The 20396-nt window shown below is 45.9% G+C and carries 18 protein-coding genes; 7 read left to right on the forward strand and 11 right to left on the reverse strand.

Annotation, left to right across the window (positions count from 1 at the left end):
- Positions 1-36: 36 nt before the first annotated feature.
- Positions 37-2844: a TonB-dependent receptor gene (locus CLV82_RS02135; RefSeq protein WP_208107961.1), complete on the forward strand. Its 2808-nt coding sequence runs from the start codon at positions 37-39 to the stop codon at positions 2842-2844.
- Positions 2845-2887: 43 nt separating this feature from the next.
- Positions 2888-4909 carry a hypothetical protein gene (locus CLV82_RS02140; RefSeq protein ID WP_243744121.1) on the forward strand — a complete coding sequence of 674 codons (2022 nt, stop codon included), beginning with the start codon at positions 2888-2890 and terminating at the stop codon, positions 4907-4909.
- A 72-nt stretch (positions 4910-4981) separates the two neighbouring features.
- Here CLV82_RS02140 and CLV82_RS02145 read toward each other — a convergent pair whose 3' ends face one another.
- The gene (locus tag CLV82_RS02145) at positions 4982-5341 is read right to left on the reverse strand and encodes a toxin-antitoxin system YwqK family antitoxin (protein ID WP_133642648.1); all 360 of its coding nucleotides are present in this window, start codon (positions 5339-5341) and stop codon (positions 4982-4984) included.
- 375 nt (positions 5342-5716) lie between these two features.
- Between CLV82_RS02145 and CLV82_RS02150 the strand changes: the two genes are divergently transcribed.
- The 3 genes from CLV82_RS02150 to CLV82_RS02160 all read left to right on the forward strand — a co-directional run bounded on the left by CLV82_RS02150 (position 5717) and on the right by CLV82_RS02160 (position 9995).
- Complete coding sequence (locus CLV82_RS02150) at positions 5717-6919, forward strand: porin (protein ID WP_133642649.1); 1203 nt, start codon at positions 5717-5719, stop codon at positions 6917-6919.
- Between the two features lie 67 nt (positions 6920-6986).
- Complete coding sequence (locus CLV82_RS02155) at positions 6987-9287, forward strand: inorganic phosphate transporter (protein ID WP_133642650.1); 2301 nt, start codon at positions 6987-6989, stop codon at positions 9285-9287.
- A 201-nt stretch (positions 9288-9488) separates the two neighbouring features.
- Positions 9489-9995, forward strand: a complete 507-nt coding sequence (locus CLV82_RS02160; protein ID WP_133642651.1) for a nicotinate-nucleotide adenylyltransferase — start codon at positions 9489-9491, stop codon at positions 9993-9995.
- 69 nt (positions 9996-10064) lie between these two features.
- On the opposite strand, the gene nadD is transcribed toward CLV82_RS02160, so the two are convergent.
- Positions 10065-10649 (reverse strand): nicotinate (nicotinamide) nucleotide adenylyltransferase, encoded by a 585-nt coding sequence (nadD, locus tag CLV82_RS02165; RefSeq protein ID WP_133642652.1) that lies wholly within the window; start codon positions 10647-10649, stop codon positions 10065-10067.
- Between the two features lie 205 nt (positions 10650-10854).
- On the opposite strand from nadD, the gene CLV82_RS02170 reads away from it, so the two are divergent.
- Positions 10855-11184, forward strand: coding sequence for an endonuclease domain-containing protein (locus CLV82_RS02170; RefSeq protein WP_317128258.1), 330 nt, complete (start codon positions 10855-10857; stop codon positions 11182-11184).
- Between the two features lie 225 nt (positions 11185-11409).
- Here the strand turns inward: CLV82_RS02170 and gmk are convergent, their stop codons facing one another.
- The 5 genes from gmk to CLV82_RS02195 all read right to left on the reverse strand — a co-directional run bounded on the left by gmk (position 11410) and on the right by CLV82_RS02195 (position 15554).
- Positions 11410-12000 carry a guanylate kinase gene (gene gmk / locus CLV82_RS02175; protein ID WP_133642654.1) on the reverse strand — a complete coding sequence of 197 codons (591 nt, stop codon included), beginning with the start codon at positions 11998-12000 and terminating at the stop codon, positions 11410-11412.
- Positions 12000-12857 (reverse strand): YicC/YloC family endoribonuclease, encoded by an 858-nt coding sequence (locus CLV82_RS02180; protein ID WP_133642655.1) that lies wholly within the window; start codon positions 12855-12857, stop codon positions 12000-12002. The genes gmk and CLV82_RS02180 overlap by 1 nt, the downstream gene beginning before the upstream one ends.
- 65 nt (positions 12858-12922) lie before the next feature.
- A complete protein-coding gene (locus CLV82_RS02185) occupies positions 12923-13735 on the reverse strand; it encodes a 3-keto-disaccharide hydrolase (RefSeq protein WP_133642656.1) in 813 nt (270 codons plus the stop codon).
- Positions 13736-13740: 5 nt separating this feature from the next.
- Positions 13741-14502, reverse strand: coding sequence for a 3-keto-disaccharide hydrolase (locus CLV82_RS02190; RefSeq protein WP_133642657.1), 762 nt, complete (start codon positions 14500-14502; stop codon positions 13741-13743).
- A complete protein-coding gene (locus CLV82_RS02195; protein ID WP_133642658.1) occupies positions 14499-15554 on the reverse strand; it encodes a sugar phosphate isomerase/epimerase family protein in 1056 nt (351 codons plus the stop codon). Before CLV82_RS02195 ends, CLV82_RS02190 begins: the two co-directional genes overlap by 4 nt.
- A gap of 220 nt (positions 15555-15774) precedes the next feature.
- On the opposite strand from CLV82_RS02195, the gene CLV82_RS02200 reads away from it, so the two are divergent.
- Positions 15775-16233, forward strand: a complete 459-nt coding sequence (locus CLV82_RS02200) for an ASCH domain-containing protein (RefSeq protein ID WP_133642659.1) — start codon at positions 15775-15777, stop codon at positions 16231-16233.
- 54 nt (positions 16234-16287) lie between these two features.
- On the opposite strand, the gene CLV82_RS02205 is transcribed toward CLV82_RS02200, so the two are convergent.
- The 4 genes from CLV82_RS02205 to CLV82_RS02220 are packed head-to-tail and all read right to left on the reverse strand — an operon-like array spanning position 16288 to position 20199.
- A complete protein-coding gene (locus CLV82_RS02205; protein WP_133642660.1) occupies positions 16288-17427 on the reverse strand; it encodes a Gfo/Idh/MocA family protein in 1140 nt (379 codons plus the stop codon).
- Between the two features lie 37 nt (positions 17428-17464).
- Positions 17465-18694, reverse strand: coding sequence for a nucleoside permease (locus CLV82_RS02210; protein ID WP_133642661.1), 1230 nt, complete (start codon positions 18692-18694; stop codon positions 17465-17467).
- A gap of 44 nt (positions 18695-18738) precedes the next feature.
- On the reverse strand, positions 18739-19182 hold the full coding sequence (locus CLV82_RS02215; RefSeq protein WP_133642662.1) for a DinB family protein: 444 nt from the start codon (positions 19180-19182) through the stop codon (positions 18739-18741).
- 15 nt (positions 19183-19197) lie between these two features.
- Entirely contained in the window at positions 19198-20199 is a 1002-nt protein-coding gene (locus CLV82_RS02220) for a sugar phosphate isomerase/epimerase family protein (RefSeq protein WP_133642663.1), read from the reverse strand.
- Positions 20200-20396 lie beyond the last annotated feature (197 nt).

Consider the following 20396-nt stretch of genomic DNA (forward strand, 5'->3'; position numbering starts at 1 on the left):
ATGATAGTTCTTTGCAACTCGAAAATGTATATGTTGATGAAAAGATTTTTTGTGTTGATGCTGTTATTAACAGCCGTGCAGGTGAGTGCCCAGTCTACAGGCAGTATTACAGGTAAATTAATCGACAAGGAAGTAAATGACGAACCCCTGGCATTTGCCAACGTCTTACTGAAAGGAACTACAAAAGGAACCACTTCTGATTTTGATGGCCTTTTTGAAATTAACAACCTGGAACCCGGGACCTATAGCGTAGTATTCAGTTACCTGGGATATGAAACCGTAGAGATGGAAAATGTGACAGTAGAGGCCGGTAAACCGACATCACTGGAGATACCAATGGCTGCCACGGAAGGAGTTGCACTTGATGAAGTAGTGTTAACTACCGTAGCACGTAAGGACACCGAAACCGCACTTCTCCTGGAGCAGAAAAAAGCAGTTGAGATAAAAGAAAGTATCGGGGCCCAGCAGTTGGGTAAGATCGGGGTATCCGATGCAGCCACAGCTACTACCAAGATATCCGGGGTTACCACCAGTGAGGCTTCCGGTGATGTATTTGTGCGCGGCCTGGGAGACAGGTACCTCTCTACTACCCTGAATGGCCTGCCGGTACCTTCGGACGATGTGGAGCGCAAAAATATAGACCTGGGCCTGTTTCCTACCCGGGTGATCCAGAATGTTAGTGTTAGTAAAACTTATGGAGTAGAATCCACGGCAGACCAGGCCTCCGGAACTGTGAACATCAGCTCAAGAGAGTTATCCGGTTCCAATGAATTCAGTATTGGTGTAAACACCGGGATTAATTCGAATGTTGCTCAAACGGGGGTTTATAACAATTACAAGTTATCTCCTAATGCTGCTGCTACAGATTTCGGATTTTATGATCAGAACCAGAATACTTTGCAATTGATCACACAGCAGGGATGGAATACCGTAAAACAGGAAAACCCTGTTGATTACGGATTTAATATTGTGGCCGGGAAGAAATTCAAAGACCGGGTGGCAGTCCTGGCGACCGCGTCGCACAGTACCCGCTACAATTACGGGCAAGGAGCCTTCAGGCAGTTCAGGTCTAATTTCGTTGATGACACCATTACAGATGCTACCACCTACAATAAAAGAATCGTCAATTCTGGCTTACTGGATGTGACTTATTTCCTTGATGACAAAAATAAGCTGAAGAGCAGTACTTTCCTGATCAACACCCTGGACGAATCTGTTTTCGAAGGTGGCCGTAATGGTGAGGGAACAATATTTGAAGAAACCGATCCTGCAGAAGGATTGTTCCAGTTTATCCGGGACCAGAATACAAAACAGACACGCTTACTCGTCTCACAATTATTAGGAACTCATTACCTGTCTGATAATAACACCCTGGAATGGGCAGGGGGATACAACTTTATAAACGCTTCCGAACCAAACAGGATCCGCAACGAGGTAAACTTTGACCCGGAGGGTGATTTTGTCCAGTTAGGTAGAACAGGTGGGTTTCAACAACGTAAGTCGAAACAAAATATCGAGGATGTGGAATTCAATGGGTTCGTTAAAGATGCCCATAAATTTATCAATGAAGAGGACAAGTCATTTACAGTAGAATTTGGAGGTAACTACAGGAATAAGTCCCGTGACTTCGTTTCCCAATTCATTGGAGTTGAAGAAGCATCGGTAAATACGATCAATCCGCCCTCCATAGATAACCTGGAAGCAATTTTCACTCAAGCTAATTTTGATAATGGTCTGCTTCAGTATAACATTCTGCAACCAGACCGGTACGAAGGTTCATTGGAATCCAAAGCCGCATTTGCTGATTTTAACGTCGGCCTGGGCCAGTGGAATGTTAATGCCGGTCTTCGGTTTCAAAAGGATGATATCAAAGTCACTTATGATGTCGGGAATATCCCAGGTCGGATCGGGAGTGCCAACAAGGATTACAGCAATCTATATCCCAGCCTGAATGTAAAATATAACCTCAGCGAAGAACACGCTCTTCGTCTCGCTTTGAGCAGGACTATCACTTTACCGGAATTCAAGGAGATTGCTCCATTTGAATATGTATCTCAGACTGGGCAGGTTACCCGTGGTAATCCTTCCCTTGAAGCCTCCAGGAGTTTGAACTACGATCTTAAATGGGAATTTTTCCCAAGCAATGGCCAGTTGATATCTGTCGCCGCATTTTATAAACAAATCTCAGACCCCATCAACAAAGTACAGGACAGGGGTTCTGCCGGGGTGTTCTCATATTTCAATTCCGGTGAACAAGCTGAAGTGTACGGGTTTGAGGCAGAGACTAAAATCGCCCTTGTTACCCCTGAGTACAATGGGGATACCGGAGCCTCTGATGGCTACGGATTGGACCTTACTTTAAACGCTACCCGTATGTGGCATCAACAGGACCTGAAGGAGGTACGCGATGCTGATGGGACTTTCATCAGGACCTTTCAATATAAAGGACTTGATGAAACAGGCCTGCAGGGAGCATCGGACTGGATCGTGAATTCCAGTCTTAATTTCACCAGCGGCAGGATACATCCCTGGGATGCCTCCCTCACCGCGAATTACGCCTCTGACAAGATCTTTGCATTGGGTGCACCCGAGATCCAGACCCAGAGCGAAACCTTCTACAACGATGCCATCGTTGAGAATGGATTTGTTGTACTCGATGCGGTCCTGAGCAAAGACCTGGATAAGCATTGGAGCATTTCCCTTACCGGGCGCAATTTATTGAACCCGGAGATCAAAAGAACCCAGCTGGTCAGACCGAGTACCACAGGAATCGAAACCGAGCAGGTTGTTCGTTCCTATACGGCAGGCTCACAGGTCCGGTTAGGAGTTAATTATAAGTTCTGAAACAACTTTTAACCCAACTACTAACATTTCAATTAAGACAATTATGAAAAAACATATTTTAAATATCGGTATTACTGCAGCAATTGTGGGTACAATGATGTTGACCGGGTGTAGCAGTGATGACACTACTGTTGATCCTGTAGCCCAGGCTACTTGTTCCGACGGGATTCAGAATGGAAGCGAAACAGGTATAGATTGTGGAGGCACATGCACCAATAGTTGTACGGACCAGGAAAGCACAAATCTTTCCGGAAGCCAGGAGGAAGACCGGACATTAGATGCATCCCAAACATATATGCTGACCGGCACGTACAGTATTGCATCAGGTGCTACACTTACAATTCCGGCCGGTACCACAATCGTTTCACAAAAAGGGACCGAAAATTATATCGTGGTACAAAAAGGAGGGCTTATTAATATTGAGGGAACTGCCAGTAACCCGGTTATCATGACCTCTGAGAATGGTCAGCCCGGGGATTGGGGCGGACTTGTCATCGCAGGGAACGGGGTGACCACTGAAGGTGTTGATGCGGTGGCAGAAGTAGGCGGAATCGTTTACGGGGGCTCCGACAATGCTGCCAGCTCCGGGAGTATCAGCTACCTGGTCATTGAATATGCAGGAGCACAGATCAATGCTGAATCCCAGTATAACGGGCTTACGCTCTATGCTGTGGGTTCCGGCACCAGTATCAGTAACGTAGCTATCCTGAACGGCACAGATGACGGGGTCGAATTTTTCGGAGGTGCGGTAAACGTAACTAACCTCTATCTTGAAAATAACGAAGACGATGCCATCGACTGGACCGAAGGATGGAACGGCACCCTGACTAATGCCTATGTTGTACATACCATAGCGGGTTTCTCGACCGTAGTTGAGGCCGATGGGGTGAACAATAACCCGAGGATAGTCAATCTTACTGCCGTTTCAACTGAAGAAGGAACAGCATTACAGTTCAAAAAGGAATCCGGCGCTACTATCACCGGGCTTTCATTAACAGGCTACACCAGGACCATAGACATGAGGGATAACGGGCCCCTGGCCAATGTCCTGATCGATGGGGAGAATGCTGACCCTTCTAAAACATACCTCGTTGATGCAACGGTAAACATATCTTCCTTCGCCTGGGTGGGTACAGACCTGGACATTCAGACCGAGACGCTGCCATCTTCGGTAACTGCCGATCTGGTCCTGGATGCCAGCAAGATCTACCGGCTGAGTGGGAGCATGAGTGTTGAGGCCCCGGCGAAGCTTACTATTCCTGCCGGGACAAATATCATTGCTGACGCCGATAGCGGGGTCTCCACAGACACCTATATCGTTATTAAGAAAGGTGCGCAGATAGATATACAGGGAACGGAAGAAAAACCCGTGGTAATGAGTTCCACCAATCGTACTCCCGGAGACTGGGGTGGCCTGGTGATCCTCGGTGATGCGGAAACCACTGAAGGGGTAGATGCTGTTGCTGAAGTAGGAGGTTTCACTTACGGGGGAACCAATAACTCGGACAATTCCGGCTCTATCAGTTACCTGGTGATCAATTATGCCGGGGCACAGATCAATGCAGAATCCCAGTATAATGGTTTAACCCTATACGCAGTAGGCTCAGGCACTACCATAGATAATGTTGCAATTCTGAATGGCACGGACGACGGCGTAGAATTTTTCGGGGGTACCGTTAATGCTACAAACTTTTACCTGAAGAATAACGAGGATGATGCCGTTGACTGGACTGAAGGCTGGAATGGCTCCTTGACAAATACCCGGGTGGTGCATACCATACAGGGCTTTTCTACCGCTGTTGAGGCAGACGGAATTAACGGCAATCCGAGTCTGATCAATTTCACCGCTATCTCCGCAGAAAACGGCACGGCTTTACAGTTCAAGAAAGAATCCGGCGCAACAATCACTAACCTGTATCTTGAGGGATATACTACCATCGTGGATATGAGGGATGGCGGACCACTTTCGAATGTTAAGATAGATGGACAGGACGCAGTGGCCGATGGGGATTATTCTAACGGCACCCAAGTATCAGCCGAGACATTCGCCTGGGTTATAGAATAAATATCTTCCAGAAATTAAATCATAAAAAAAGCCCCCTGTTCAAGGGGCTTTTTCATATATATATTTTCCAGATTAATCCCTGATAACCAACTGAGAAGCATTGTTCCACTCCTGTACACTGGCGATGGTATTATTGTCAAAATCTACTTCTCTCAGTTTATCCTGGCTCCAGAAGAACCATTTGCCGGTTTTTACACCATTCTCGAAGAAACCGATTGATTTTTTATTCCCCTGTTCGTCAAAACTCATCCATTTGCCATGTAATTCCCCTTCCAGGTTATAAGTACCCATTTGACTTATGGATCCGTTATCGTGATAATACACTGCCTCCACCAAGGACTTATCCTTATTGACCTTCAATTCTTTTTTCTCCTGGGAGAACCCAAAATTGATCACTAAACATAGCGTACAGAAGGCAATCAACTTTTTCATTACACGAACATTTATTGAGTTACTACTGTAAAGATAACGGAAATTAACCTTTATTATGCGTTTTCTTAACGTTAAATTTACATACAAACAGCTAGCCATTGTTTTTCAGTCATTTAACACTATTCTCTCTCTCAATTTTAATATTTACTTAATGATTCAATTACACTAAAGACATGCTTTAACTCCATCTTTACGATGTATTTAAATACAACATCAAAGTCATTTCTTATCCATTAGTTTTTGTCAACATTAATACTAGAAATGCAAAAGACCGCCCCGGCCAGGCGGTCTTTTTAATTGCCCTTTATTAATCTTTAGGACACGTTTACTTAACATTAAAACCTGTTATTTGCAGCGACAAAAACTGATAGGATAATGAAAATCAACACATTAACCCTGTGTCTGCTTTTGCTTGTAACAGGCATTCATGCACAGGAGACCAATTCACCGGCATTCGGAAAAGGCTTGTTCAACCTCGTTGGAAAAGACAGCAGCTGGACCATGAAGATAGGAACCCGGATGCAAATACTTTCGATCACTAACTGGGATCAGAACGATGGCGGAAACCTCGCCGACGCAGAATCCAACTTCCTGATCCGCCGGGCACGACTTAAGTTCGACGGTTACGCCTACAGCCCGAAACTGAAGTACAAGATCGAGCTGGGCTTGTCTAACAGGGATATTTCCGGAGCTTCGCAGTACACCAGTTATGCCCCCCGGTACATTCTGGATGCGGTGGTCATGTGGAATTTCTACGAGAACTTTGAACTCTGGGCCGGGCAGACCAAGCTTCCGGGAAACATAGAACGCGTTATATCCTCCGGGAACCTTTCCCTGGTAGACCGTTCTTTGGTCAACAGCCGTTTTAATATAGACCGTGACCTGGGCCTCCAACTTCGGCATCACACTTACTTGTCCGACAAATTCCTGATCCGCGAAAAGCTTGCCCTGTCACAAGGGGAAGGCCGGAATGTAACCACCGGGAACCAGGGAGGACACCAATTCACAGCACGCCTCGAATTATTACCCTTTGGCGAATTTAAAGGGAAAGGAGATTACAGTGGCAGTGACCTCGTTCGTGAAGAAAGCCCGAAGTTGATGCTTGCCGCTACTTATGACAGCAACCAGGATGCGGTACGAACCCGCAGCAACCTGGGCTCCTACATGGAAAATGATACAGGCCTATACAGTACCGATATCAATACGCTCTTCATAGATGCTATGTTTAAGTACAATGGATTCAGCTTCATGGGAGAATATGCAGACCGTACGGCGGATAACCCGGTTGCTGTCAACACTGACGGCACTCCTACCGGGGAAGTAGTTGCCGTTGGAGATGGAATTAATCTGCAGGCGGGCTACCTGTTCCCTTCTGACTGGGAAGTCACCGGCCGATATACGAATATTAATTTAGACGAACAGATCACCGGGACACAACCTGTTTCTCAGTATACATTGGGACTTTCTCGCTATATTGTAGGACACAAGTTGAAGGTACAGACAGATTTAAGCTATCTTTCTACGGAGGGCAATAACGACGAACTGATGTATCGCCTTCAATTAGACGTTCATTTCTAAAATAACCTTTAGGTAACATAGGCAGTCGTTTCACTTAAGATATTTGCAAACTGATTTTTTTGATACTATGGACAATATTTATTTACTTATCGTTATCGCCCTTGCAGCCCTCGCTATTGCAGACCTTGTTGTAGGTGTGAGTAATGACGCCGTAAACTTCCTGAATTCTGCTATTGGTTCTAAAGCCATTTCTTTCAGGACCATTATGATCGTCGCCAGTGTGGGAATTGCATGTGGTGCTATCTTTTCCAGTGGAATGATGGAGGTTGCCCGGAAAGGGATCTTTAACCCCGGGGAATTCTACTTTAACGAGATCATGTTCATTTTTATGGCTGTCATGATCACTGATATATTGCTGCTCGACTTTTTCAACACCCTTGGGTTACCAACTTCTACGACTGTTTCTATCGTATTCGAACTTCTAGGAGCAGCTGTGGCCATGTCCATGATCAAGATATTTGCAGATGGAGGCACCCTGGGGCAGGTAGTAGATTACATTAACACTGCAAAAGCAGCCGAAATCATATCGGGTATATTGCTCTCGGTGGTCGTGGCCTTCACTATCGGGGCACTGGTGCAATGGGTATCACGGCTCCTGCTTACTTTCGATTTCGAAAGAAAGGCCAAATGGGTTGGTGCTCTCTTCGGAGGTATGGCCCTGACCGCGATCAATTACTTCATCTTTATGAAGGGGATCAAAGGAACCCCTTTTGCAGATCAGTCTTTTGATATCATCGGGGGAATGAAGATCATCAACTTCCTTGAAAGCCAGGTATTGCTTATTGTTAGTGTAAGCCTAATATTCTGGTTCCTGTTTTCCCTGGCGCTAATAAAAATATTCAAAATCAATATCTACAAAGTAGTAATCGGGGTAGGTACTTTTGCGCTTGCACTTGCCTTTGCCGGTAATGACCTTGTAAACTTTATCGGGGTACCGATCGCGGCATACCAGTCTTACGTAGCCTGGGCTGCCTCCGGGGTAGAGGCTACGGAATTCAGCATGAATGTGCTGGCGACCAAAGTTCCCACTCCAACTATACTCCTGTTTCTTTCAGGACTGGTCATGGTGGTTACCCTATGGTTGTCCAAGAAAGCGCGGTATGTAGCTGATACTGAGATCAACCTGGCTCGTGAAGGAGAAGCCAAGGAAAGGTTTAATCCCAATTTCCTTTCCAGGTCACTTGTCCGGTTTGCTATGTTGAGCGGGCAGTATACTGCAGCTGTGCTTCCACAGCCGGTTCAGAAGAGAATTGAGAATAGGTTTACCAAACCAGTCATCAAGCTAACTAAAGGGAAGAAGCACGAATTACCGGCATTTGACATGGTCCGGGCTGCAGTAAACCTGATGGTAGCAGGAATCCTGATCTCTATAGCAACCTCTTACAAACTTCCTCTTTCCACCACTTATGTGACTTTCATGGTGGCCATGGGTACGTCTCTGGCAGATCGCGCATGGGGTAGCGAAAGTGCAGTTTACAGGGTAGCGGGAGTTCTTAACGTGATCGGGGGATGGTTTATGACCGCGATTATCGCCTTCCTTGCTGCCGGAACGATCTTAACTATCATCAGCTTCGGGAAAGGGGCGGCTATTGCAGTTCTATTATTCGCAGCTGTTCTCTTATTAGCAAGAAATTATATTTCCTATAAGAAAAAATCTTCCGAAGGAAGAGCCGAGGATAGTATACAGCGCGCCGAAAGCAGTTCTATACAGGGTGTGATCGAAGAGAGCGCCAAGAACATCTCTAACGTGGTTAAGCGTAGTAATAAGATCTACACCAACTCGATCAACGGCTTAGCTAAGCAGGATCTGGACCACCTGAAGAAAAACAAGAAACAGGTAGCCAAGCTTTCAGCGGAAGTTGAAGACCTAAGAGACAGCATATTCTATTTCATCAAGAACCTGGACGAAGGTAGTGTCGGAGCAAGTAACTTCTATATCAATATCCTTGGATACCTGACGGATATGACCCAATCCCTGGAGTACATTGCCAAGGTTAGTCATAAACACGTCCATAATAACCATAAAAAGCTCAAGTACAACCAGATCAAGGAGCTTAAGGAAATTGACCAGAAACTGGACGAGGTGCTATCGGCTACTAAAGCCGCTTTTGACGACCGATCGTTTGATCGCATCGGGAAGATCCTGGCCGGGAAACACGAACTTTTTGAAATGGTTTCTCAAAAGATCGAGACCCAGGTTGCCCGTACCCGTACGGAGGAATCAAGTCCGAAGAACACCACCCTCTATTTCTCTTTATTACTGGAGACAAGGGATCTCATGAATGCAACCATGAATCTGTTAGATCTTTACTATAAGGAGTACGATGAAACGGTAACACCTGCTTATATAGAGGATAAGAACAATTAATACATATAAGTATTAAGAGCCTTAAGGGTAATAGTTGTAACAAACTATTACCCTTTTTTTATGATCTCACCAGGCAATGATCACCATCAGCTTGGACCCTACCCCTAAGGTGATGAATATCATTTGTTTACAGCCTTTCTCCACCTAATTTGAGAATCCTTAAACGCAATAAATAATATTCAATCCTTTAAATTACAGATCATGAAAAGATTACTCCTTGGCTTATTTGCACTTGGCCTGGCCAGCCATTCGTATGCCCAGATCATTAAAACAGAACAGTTGAAAGAAGTGGTGGTTGAGGCAGTCAATTACAAATACCTCAACCAGCTGGATAATTCCGAAGCTGCGATCCCGGTACAGATGCTGGAGCGTAAAGTGGCAGCTTATGATGTGACTAAGCAGAACTTCTACGAAGATGATTTTGATTTCTACACGGTGTCTTTCTATATCCCGGAGGGGAAGATCGTTGCCGTTTATAATCCCCAGGGACAAGTAACCAGGACGATTGAGCGTTTCAATGACGTGGCTCTTCCAAGAGCTATACAGGAATCCTTACTGAAAAGATTTCCTAACTGGCAGGTATCTAACGACACCTACAAGGTAAATTATCACGAATCCAAAGGGGTAAAGAAGAGTTACAAAATCAAATTGGAGAATGGTGACAAGACCATGAGAGTTAAAATGACTGAAGACGGAGAATTCCTTTAATATTCCATTCCCCTGACAGATTTTCAAAAGCGACCTTCACTGATGTTGGGGGTCGTTTTTATTGCTGGATCAGCGATAAAAATTCATTTCATCTATGTACTTGTAGACCGCAACAGGTAACATAGGGCGAATATCCTTCCCGGCCTGATGCTGTTTTCGGATAAACGTAGAGGAGATCTCCATGATAGGGGCATCCACCCGGTGTATCCTGGGATTATCTTTAAACCTTTCAGGTATATCTCCTTCAGAAACCCTGGGGTAAACAAAGAGCTCGCATTGCTCCAGGATAGCCTCGTAATTTTTCCATTTATGAAAACTCTTCAGGTTATCCTCTCCCATCAGTAGTGAAAATTCGTGATCCTGGCCGTACTTCTCGCCGAGGTGCACAAGGGTATCTATGGTATAGTTGGGTTGAGGCAGATCAAATTCTATGGTACTGGCCTTCAGTTTGGGGTATTCCTGTATGGCTTCTGTCACCATCTGGTACCTGTGATTGTTGTCCAGCAGACTCTTCTTCTGTTTAAACGGACTTTTTGGAGTCACCACGAACCAAACCTCATCAAGGTCCGTAAATTCGGCCATATAATGTGCAATGACCAGGTGGCCGATGTGGATGGGGTTAAAGGTTCCGAAATAGAGGCCGGTTTTTTTCATATTTGGGGGTTGTCTATATTCTGTAGATGATCCCAAAGATATGTAAATATCTACTCCTCCCTTTAGCTAAAGGGAGGTGGTCCGAACATGGTGAGGAGCGGAGGGTTTGTTAACCAACCTCTCGATGCTTTATTTATGCAGGCTGGGCATTCATATTATGTAAATGAAGCGTAGAAAACTACATAGTCGTAAAGAATTGCAGCGTTTGAGAAGAAAATTAAGAAAAAACCTGACTCGTGCGGAAGCCTTTTTATGGAAACGGATAAAAAGTCGGCAGCTCGCAGGAAGAAGGTTTACCAAGCAACATAGTATTGGTCCCTACATTGTTGATTTTTACTGTGCATCTGAAAGATTGGTCATCGAATTAGATGGGCAGTGGCACAATGATTCCTTGATACAGGATTATGATTATAATCGGACAAAATTTCTTGAAGGAAAAGGATTCCGTGTGGTACGATTTGAGAATGTTGTGGTGTTTGAACGCATAGACCAGGTACTGGAAGAGATTAGGGAGCATTTTGATCAACATGAGTAAACATTTAAGGCAAACTTCCCTTTCTTGCGCTTGCAGCGCAATTCATTCCCCTCTTCAACTGAAGAGGGGAGCTGCGTGTGGTTGAATTTCCTGCCTCACTTATGACGTAAAGTGGAAGTGTACCTCTGTGATGGAGAACTCCCCTTTCTTGCGCTTGCAGCGCAATTCATTCCCCTCTCCAACTGAAGAGGGGAGTTCCTTAATTAAAACTCTTTGAAAATTGTATTATTTAGAATTCGGCTTTTTTGCTCCCACAAAATCGGCCACCAACTGGTGGGCTTCCTTCAAAGCAATGTCCAGGTCGTAGTTCTTGATTATACGGTCAAACTGGGGGGCGGTGGCAAGTTCGACAGAAGCTTTGGCGATCCGCATATTGATCTTCTCATCACTCTCCGTACTCCGCTTCTTTAAACGTATCTTCAGCTCGTCCACACTGGGTGGTTTTACGAAAACCGCCAGGGTGACTTCTGGGAACTTCTTCTTGATACGCAGTCCGCCTGCCACATCTATATCAAAGATCACGTTCTTGCCTTCTGCCCAAAGTCGTTCCACCTCGGTTTTCAATGTGCCGTAGAAATTATCACGGTATACCTCTTCCCATTCCAGGAAATCCTCGTTCTTGATGTGCTGTTTAAACTCGCTTATAGACATAAAGTAATAGTGCTCCCCGTGCTTTTCGCGGATACGGCGTGGCCTGGAGGTGGCAGATACAGAGAAAGCCAGGTTGAGTTCAGGTTGTTCTAAAAGATGTCTTACGATAGTGGTCTTACCACTGCCCGAAGGGGCAGAGAATACGATGAGTTTTCCTCCTTCCATTACAGTACGTTCAGCATTTGTTCCTTAATTTTCTCCAATTCATCCTTCATTTGTACCACCAGTTGCTGCATAGGGGCGTAATTGGCTTTAGACCCAATAGTATTGATCTCCCGCCCGATCTCCTGGGAAATAAAGCCCAGCTTTTTCCCGTTAGAATCATCTGAATTGAGGGTTTCGGTAAAATAATCCAGGTGATTGGCCAACCGGACCTTCTCCTCGGTGATATCGTATTTTTCAAGGTAATAGATCAGTTCCTGCTCAAACCTGTTTTCGTCCACTTCGGCTTTCAGGTCAGCCACGGCCTTTTCCAGCCGCTCACGGATGGTTGCCAGCCGGTCAGGATCCATTTGTTTTACTTTTGCCAGTAGTGACTGCAGGTTTGCAATCCTTGCTTTAAAATCGGCTTCCAGCATTTTTCCTTCTTCAGACCTGAACTGGTTAATTTCCTGAAGGGCCTGTACCAGGGCTTCCCTGATCTTCTGGTATTCGGTCTCGTCTATATCCTCCCGGTCGGTCTTGAGAACATCTGGCATCCGCATGGCGATCTCCATTAATCGTAACTCGTCCCCGGGAACGATATTCCCTAACTGTTTCATGTATTTCCGCACGGCCTGCTCATTGACCTCCGAGGTGGTCTCCTCTCCGGTCATCTCTATATAAAGGCTGAAATCTACCTTCCCCCTTTCCAGGGCGTCTGCGATCAGCTTACGCAGTTCCAGCTCTTTTTCACGGTAAGCAGAAGGGATACGGGCGATGACATCCAGGTTCTTACTGTTCAGTGATTTTAGTTCAACTGTGATCTTTTTAGAGGGCAGCTGAATTACATGCTTCCCGAAACCTGTCATGGATTGAATCATACCTAGCTTTTAGAATCGCAAAAATATACAAAATGCACGGCTTGCCATGGAAAAAGGAAAATCTCCTACAGTTCGCGTACCCAGATATTGCGGTAACTCACCCTGCTATTGTCCCCATGGTCCTGTAGCCGGATAGGACCTTTCCCATGAGGCGGATTCTTTGGCCAGCCAATATATGGTGTGGTTCCTTTTATCTCTACGTGATCCTGGATGAGGATACCATTGTGCAATACCGTCATAGTCCCGGATTTAATCTTCTTGCCATCCTCATTGAATTCAGGAGCGTGGTAAATGATATCGTAGGTGTTCCACTCACCACTGGGAACAGAAGCTTTTGCCAATGGTACATGCTGCTTATAGATAGCACCCACCTGCCCGTTGGTATATGTATCATTATCATTGTTGTCCAGTACCTGCACTTCGTACAAACCGGAGAGGAATACCCCGCTGTTCGCCCGGTTTTGCCCATCGCGTTCTACATCGGCCGGAGACCGCCACTCCACATGCAACTGTATGTCCCCGAACTCCTGCTTGGTCTGTATATCCCCGGTCTTATCCTTCACGGTCATACTCCCGTCATCGTTCAGAATCCATTTCACCTCAGAACTGTCTTGTACCATTTCCCAGGCATCAAAGCCCGAACCGTCAAAGAGCACAATGGCATCACTGGGGGCACCATTCTGCCCTGTAGGGTCTACTGTGGGTGGGACCGGTTCATAAACTTCTGTTTCTTCCGGGATCGTGGGTTCTTCGCCACTGTACTCCTCGTGGGTAATTACCTGCCCTGTTGTCTCTTTTTTTTCCAGGGGTTCTACTTTAACCTTCTCCCGGCAGGAGGTTATACCGAGAAACATCAGTAACAGCACTAAATATCTCATAAACCTTATTTAAGCTCTTTGATCTTAATATTCCTGTAAGCCACCTTGTCTCCGTGATCCTGCAGCCCGATCTTCCCGGTGGCCTGCTTTCCGAAGCCTTCCCAGTCGGCAAATTTGGATTTAGAGACCATCACGTTCCATAATTCGTTAGCGACAGGGAATTCGGTAACCAGCTCCCCGTTCAGTTCCACACTGCCTCGCTCGGCTTTCCGGTCTACCGTGATCACCATAGTATTCCATTCACCTGCAGGTTTGGTAACGTCCTTCTCCGGTGCCACCATATCATAAAGTGCACCTGCCTGGTGTGTCAGTCCGTTTTTAGCATCGGGATGGCGCTGGTTGTCCAGTACCTGTATCTCCGGCCCGGTTTCGTAAGGCTGGGAAAATTGCGGGTCTTCCTTCACGCCCCAGAATACCCCGCTGTTACCGCCTTCTGCGATCTTCCATTCCAAGGACAGAACAAAACTGGTATAGTCATTCTCTGTCACCAGGTTATAACTTTCTCCTTTGGGCCTGTCTTTAGGCGGGTTAAATACCATGGCGCTGTCCTGTAATGTCCATGTCCCGGGTACCTCGTCCGCCATATAGCCTTTCCAGCCATCAAACGAGCTCCCGTCGAACAAAACGACCCATTCCCCGGATTCATAAGTTGTTTCCCCCGTGTTCATCATTACCTCTTTTTCTACAGTTTCTGATGGTTGTTTCTTCTCTTCCTTACAAGCGAAGAGGACGGTGCCCGTAATCAGGCAAAGCAGTAGTTTTTTCATTTTGTTCCCAGTATTTTTTTAAGCATTTCATGATCAATATCTCCCCCTGCAAAATCGTCAAAGGTTTTTTCGGTGGCTTCAATAATATGGTCCGCGATGAACTTGGCGCCCTCTCGGGCCCCTTGTTCAGGGCTTTTTATACAACATTCCCATTCCATCACGGCCCAGACATCACATCCGTATTGGGTGAGTTTGGAGAAGATCGTCTTAAAGTCGATCTGCCCGTCACCCAGTGAGCGATACCTTCCGGCCCTGTCTCCCCAGTCATTATACCCCCCGAAAGCTCCTTTTTTACCGGTGGGGTTAAACTCAGAATCCTTCACGTGGAAAGATTTAATGAATTCGTGGTAGTGGTCTATATAGGTGATATAGTCTAATTGCTGCAATACAAAATGGCTGGGATCGTAAAGTATATTGACCCGTTTATGGTTGCCGGTGGCCTCCAGGAATCGTTCAAAGGTATCCCCGTCATGCAGGTCTTCCCCCGGGTGTATCTCGTAACAGACGTCTACCCCCTCTTTATCAAAATGGTTGAGGATGGGCATCCACCGCTTTGCGAGTTCTTCAAATCCAAGTTCAACCAAACCCGGCGGCCGTTGTGGCCAGGGGTGCCAGGTATGCCACAAGAGGGCTCCTGAGAAAGTGGCATGCGCCTTTAATCCCAGCCTCCTGCTGGCAGTTGCCGCTTTTTTCACGGTATCAACTGCCCATTCGGTCCGGGCCTTCGGGTTATTTTTCACCTTGTCAGGGGCAAAATTATCGAACATCAGGTCATAGGCAGGGTTCACGGCGACCAGTTGCCCCTGCAGGTGGGTGGAAAGCTCGGTTATCTCCAGGCCGTAAGAATTGATCTTACCCTTGAGCTCATCGCAATAAGTCTGACTTTCGGCTGCCTTGTCCAGGTCTATCAGGAAATGTTCCCAGGTCGGGATCTGAATCCCCTTATAACCCAGGCCTGCAGCCCATTGGCACATCCCATCCAGCGAATTAAATGGTGGTTTATCATCTACGAACTGCGCCAGGAACACAGCCGGTCCTTTTATCGTTTTCATAGTATATATCTATTGATGTATTCCGATTGGTTTTTGAGAAACGTTATTTAGAATTTAACCCTATATTTATTCAATAGGATGCCGTAGAATCCGGCAAGTCATAAATATAGGAAATACGTAAGAATTACAACTCTAATCATCCACCTTAAATCCGGACTTAGAGCATAATTAAAAACGATAGTAAGAACTAAACTGTTTTTGTTATTAGTAACAGCGATACATGGATAACGCATCAGCCAGAAGCCTGTGGGGTGATTTTTTGGATACCCACTTACAATACGCATTTGCCAAAGAACCCAAGGTGATTGCCCTGAGTGACGAAGCAGAAGTAGCCGACACTCTTTTAAAAGAAGTTCTGACAGGAAATAAGAAAGCTATTTCCCATTCCCTTCTGGGGCTACAGTTAAGAAAAGAACCCCTTCCGAAGATCGGGGATTTCACCATACTTACAGATAGTAACGGGAATGCAAAATGCGTACTCCGTACCGTAGCGGTAAGGCTTGTACCATTTTTCAGTATCCGGGAATCCTATGCGCAATTATCCGGGATCAGTTCCCTGGATCACTGGAAGAGCCTGCACTGGGAATACTTTGAAAGGGAACTTCAGCCTTACGGCAGGAAACCTGTTCACAGTATGGTGGTCGTCTGTGAAATATATGACAAGGTATTTGAACGATAGATAAAAAAAGCCCGGAACTCAGGTTCCGGGCTAGTTAATTTTATAATTAACCTCTTATTCGTCCAGGTCTACCCAGACATTCCCTTTCTTATTGGATTCCACTGTGGCTTCTATAAAATTAAGCCCGCGTACTCCATCGGTCATCGTAGGGAATTCCCCGCTGTTGTAATCCTGCTTCCTGATCGCCCTTGCGACACCAAGGTAGATATTGGCCATGGCGTCAAAGATACCTTCCGGGTGACCGGCGGGCAGTTTGGTCCCATCCAGCGAAAGCTTAGAGTTATAGGCGTTCCCGGGTTTATATATCTGTATAGGTTCATCATCACTTAGACGGTAGAGATAATTAGGCTTCTCCTGTTCCCAGACAAGAGCTGCTTTTTCCCCGTAAATCCTGATGGCCAGCCCGTTTTCTTCTCCTGTGGCCACCTGGCTGCTCCGGATCACCCCTTTAACGTGTTTCCCGGCGCGGATGAGCACTGTCCCGTCCACATCCATCTGGTTATCATCGTAGAGATAATTAAAATCGGCCAGCAGGGATTTTATCTTTATCCCGGTGGTATATTCGATCATATTAAAGGCATGCACCCCGATATCACCCATACAGGAACTGATTCCCGCTTTCTTAGGGTCTAGTCGCCATACCGAAGCTCTTTTTGCCGGGTCGTGTATCACGGGGTTGATCCATCCTTGGTAATAGCGGGCATCCACTTTATGGATCTTTCCTAATTCCCCTGCTTTGATCATCTCGCGCATCTGCCGTACCATTGGATATCCGGTATAGGTATGGGTCAGCGCAAATACTACCCCGGCCTTCTTATGCGCTTCTTCCAGGATCTTTGCTTCTTCGTAAGTCGTGGTCATCGGCTTCTCGCAGATCACGTGAAAACCATGGTCCAGTAATTTTTTGGCCATTGGGAAATGCAAGAAATTGGGGGTCAGTATCGAACATACCTGTATCCTTTCTTCTGCCGGAAGTTTCATCTCCTCCTCTACCAGGGTATCAAAATCCTTGTAGATCCTGTTTGTCGGAATATCGATCTCTTTAGCAAAATCAATGCTCTTTTCGTGATCAGGATTAAAAACCGCGCCAACTATTTCATAATTGTCATTGATATGGGCGGCCACCCTGTGTAATACCCCGATAAGGGAGTCACCTCCCCCGCCCAGGATACCTAATCTTATTTTCTTTGCCATGTTTCTCTTTTTAGTGGGGCCTCAAGATAAAAATATCTCAGGATTTATATTCGATCTGTTCGTTTTTAAAGAAGATCGCGAACAAGATCATCACCACGAGCGCAAAGCCTGCCGGGTACATCCAGATCTGTTCCCATGTATGGGTTCCGTCCGGTCTCAGGAATTCATCCGCGATCTGGCCCGCTACCCAGAAGCCAATCAACATCCCTACCCCGTAAGTGGCTAGGGTGATCAGGCCCTGGGCTGAACTTTTAAACTTCTCGCCCGCTTTACTGTCTGTATAGATCTGCCCGGAGACAAAGAAGAAATCGTAACAGATACCGTGCAGGGCGATCCCGATCAGCAGCATGAAAGCCAGTTCCCCGGCATCGCCATAGGCGAACAGGAGGTAACGCACGGTCCATGCCAGCATACCAAAAATCAGGGTCATCTTAAACCCGAACTTCTTAAAGAAGAACGGCAGTAATAACATGAAAACAACCTCGGAAGCCTGCCCTATGGTCATCTTTCCCGTAGGGTTTTCCATACCTATCTCCGCCAGGAAAGGGTTTGCATTCTGGTAATAGAAAGCAAGGGGAATACATATCAGGATAGAAGAAATAAAGAAGATTAGGAAATTCCGGTCTTTCAATAATGCCAGGGCATCGAGACCCAGCATACTGGAAATACTGATCTTTTCATCCTTGTCTACTTTCGGCGGAGTTTTGGGAAGGGTAAAACTGAACAACCCAAGGACACCAGAGGCGATAGCCACCATCAGGAATGTATTCCGGAGCATCCCTTCGGCTCTCGCTTCCACGGAATCCCAAAGGAATACATAAGAAATGATCAGCCCCGCGGTGATCCAGCCGATGGTTCCGAACACCCGTACATATGAAAATTCCTTGGCCGGATCTTTCATTTGCCGGAACGAAATGGAATTCACCAATGCCAGGGTAGGCATATAGAGTATCATGTATCCTAGGACGTAAGGATAGAAATCAGAGAATGCCTCGGATTGGTACATCTGGTACATCAGGGCTGCCCCTACCAGGTGCAAGACCCCTAGTATTCTTTCCGCGTTAAAATACCGGTCTGCCACGATCCCTATAATGAGCGGTGCTATGATAGCTCCCCAGGATTGAGTGGAGAAAGCCATCGCGATCTCCCCACCGGAGGCGCGGAGGTTATCGCCCATATAGGTGCCTAAGGTCACGAACCATCCTCCCCAGATGAAGAATTCCAGGAACATCATGAAGGATAATTGAAATTTTAGCCGGAGGGTCATAATTTAAAGTTTAGTTGGTTATGTATATTGGGTTGTTGTACTATCTATCGTTTGTAAAAAATGTAATCCAGGGGTAAAGGTTCCAGCTCGTTATGCCTGAAATCGGCAGCGATCTGGGCACGGTGATGGGTAGAGTGGTTGATGATATGGAATAAAATATCCTGGAGGGTATTCGCATAGGATCTGCCTTCCGTGTTGATATAATCCACCCGCTGATCCAAATTGTCCGTATTGGTAATGATCTCGAAAGAGTTGCGCTGGTTCTCGTAATGGATATCCCCCCAGTCTTCCACAGGATGTTCCTGCCACACCTTGTAGGCAGGGGTTTTTTGCATCATACGGGCATTCCATAAATGGTGGGCATTGAGAATATGGCTGAAAAGGGTCTGACTTTTATCCGGGATGCCTCCCATTTTCTGACACTCTTCTATCAGCCTTTTATTACAATAGAAATTATAATCGAACAATTGATTTAAAAAAACCTTCATACCCCATGCTGCTTATTAATTAAGGTCTTTTGCCGCTTTTAACAGTAGCTCTTTGGTTGCCATGATCCCGGCTTCTTCGCCCATGCCGTCACCTTCGTATTCGACCCCTATAAATCCGGTATAGCCTGCATCTTTGACAATCTGCAGTACCCTGCTGTAGTCTATCTCGGTCTCGTTTCCTTCCTCGTCAAAATCATGTGATTTAGCACTGACGGCCTTGGCATAAGGCATGAGCTCTTTTACTCCTTTATAAATATCGTATTGATCTTCACAGTTCCAGGAACCGTCGTCGGCATAATTCCGTTTGATACAGAAATTCCCAAAATCCGGCAGGGTTCCACAGTTCTCCATATTGACCTTTTCCATGACCTCCGCCAATTTCGCGGCGTTCGAAGAGAGGCCTCCATGATTTTCCACCAGGATATTGATGTTCTTATCTTTTGCATAGGTAGCCAGGCCGGTAAGCCCGTCTACAGAGTTGGCTACCCATTCTTCCGGGTTATCACTGCCCGAAAGGTTTACACGAATAGAATGACAACCCATCGCGGCAGCAGCATCGACCCATTTATAGTGGTTTTCCACAGCTTTCTTCCTGGCGGACTTATCGGAGGTGGCAAGGTCTCCCTGTCCGTCTACCATGATGAGCACATTCTTCAGCCCGTGTTTATCAGCCGCAGCATTTGATTTTTCAACAAAAGCAGCCATGGCTTCGGCCGAATAATTGGCAGCTTTCAGCTCCTTATCATATAACTGGCTTACATATTCCAGCCCGCTGAAACCCCAGGATTTTGCCTTCTCGGCAAATGAATACGGATCTACGCCATCGTCATTGATCATGCGGTGAATAGACCACTGGGCAAGGGAAAGTTCAAAAAAAGGATCGACCGTCTCTACGGCCAAAGTTTCTTCTGCACTCTTATCTTCATTCTTCTTTTTTTCTTTACAGGAATTAAAAGAGAGCAAGGCAATTGAAAATAATGTCAAACTCGCTCTCAGTACTAAATTGTTCTTGTTCATGTCGGTTTTGCTTAATCTTTAAATATAAGGTTTTGATTCCGGGATAGGATTATCCTGCCCTTTCCCCTGAATAGTGGCCCAGCCTGTTAAGTCCGTGATATGGGGATTTCACTATTCCTATAATACCCTTGATAACACTGCGAACTTAGGGGAAATAATGAATTTTAAATGTAGAAATTTTATTTAATATTTAATAC

The sequence above is a fragment of the Zeaxanthinibacter enoshimensis genome, assembly GCF_004362865.1.
Lineage (GTDB): Bacteria > Bacteroidota > Bacteroidia > Flavobacteriales > Flavobacteriaceae > Zeaxanthinibacter > Zeaxanthinibacter enoshimensis.

What these genes read in the sequence shown, in the direction of transcription:
- gmk (WP_133642654.1), bottom strand. Translation starts at nt 12,000, where the DNA reads ATGGAAGGAGGAAAACTCATCGTATTCTCTGCCCCTTCGGGCAGTGGT.
- CLV82_RS02190 (WP_133642657.1), bottom strand. Translation starts at nt 14,502, where the DNA reads ATGAAAAAACTACTGCTTTGCCTGATTACGGGCACCGTCCTCTTCGCT.
- CLV82_RS02140 (WP_243744121.1), top strand. Translation starts at nt 2,888, where the DNA reads ATGAAAAAACATATTTTAAATATCGGTATTACTGCAGCAATTGTGGGT.
- CLV82_RS02155 (WP_133642650.1), top strand. Translation starts at nt 6,987, where the DNA reads ATGGACAATATTTATTTACTTATCGTTATCGCCCTTGCAGCCCTCGCT.
- CLV82_RS02160 (WP_133642651.1), top strand. Translation starts at nt 9,489, where the DNA reads ATGAAAAGATTACTCCTTGGCTTATTTGCACTTGGCCTGGCCAGCCAT.
- CLV82_RS02195 (WP_133642658.1), bottom strand. Translation starts at nt 15,554, where the DNA reads ATGAAAACGATAAAAGGACCGGCTGTGTTCCTGGCGCAGTTCGTAGAT.
- CLV82_RS02150 (WP_133642649.1), top strand. Translation starts at nt 5,717, where the DNA reads ATGAAAATCAACACATTAACCCTGTGTCTGCTTTTGCTTGTAACAGGC.
- CLV82_RS02205 (WP_133642660.1), bottom strand. Translation starts at nt 17,427, where the DNA reads ATGGCAAAGAAAATAAGATTAGGTATCCTGGGCGGGGGAGGTGACTCC.
- CLV82_RS02215 (WP_133642662.1), bottom strand. Translation starts at nt 19,182, where the DNA reads ATGAAGGTTTTTTTAAATCAATTGTTCGATTATAATTTCTATTGTAAT.
- CLV82_RS02135 (WP_208107961.1), top strand. Translation starts at nt 37, where the DNA reads ATGAAAAGATTTTTTGTGTTGATGCTGTTATTAACAGCCGTGCAGGTG.
- CLV82_RS02200 (WP_133642659.1), top strand. Translation starts at nt 15,775, where the DNA reads ATGGATAACGCATCAGCCAGAAGCCTGTGGGGTGATTTTTTGGATACC.
- CLV82_RS02185 (WP_133642656.1), bottom strand. Translation starts at nt 13,735, where the DNA reads ATGAGATATTTAGTGCTGTTACTGATGTTTCTCGGTATAACCTCCTGC.
- CLV82_RS02145 (WP_133642648.1), bottom strand. Translation starts at nt 5,341, where the DNA reads ATGAAAAAGTTGATTGCCTTCTGTACGCTATGTTTAGTGATCAATTTT.
- CLV82_RS02210 (WP_133642661.1), bottom strand. Translation starts at nt 18,694, where the DNA reads ATGACCCTCCGGCTAAAATTTCAATTATCCTTCATGATGTTCCTGGAA.
- CLV82_RS02220 (WP_133642663.1), bottom strand. Translation starts at nt 20,199, where the DNA reads ATGAACAAGAACAATTTAGTACTGAGAGCGAGTTTGACATTATTTTCA.
- CLV82_RS02180 (WP_133642655.1), bottom strand. Translation starts at nt 12,857, where the DNA reads ATGATTCAATCCATGACAGGTTTCGGGAAGCATGTAATTCAGCTGCCC.
- nadD (WP_133642652.1), bottom strand. Translation starts at nt 10,649, where the DNA reads ATGAAAAAAACCGGCCTCTATTTCGGAACCTTTAACCCCATCCACATC.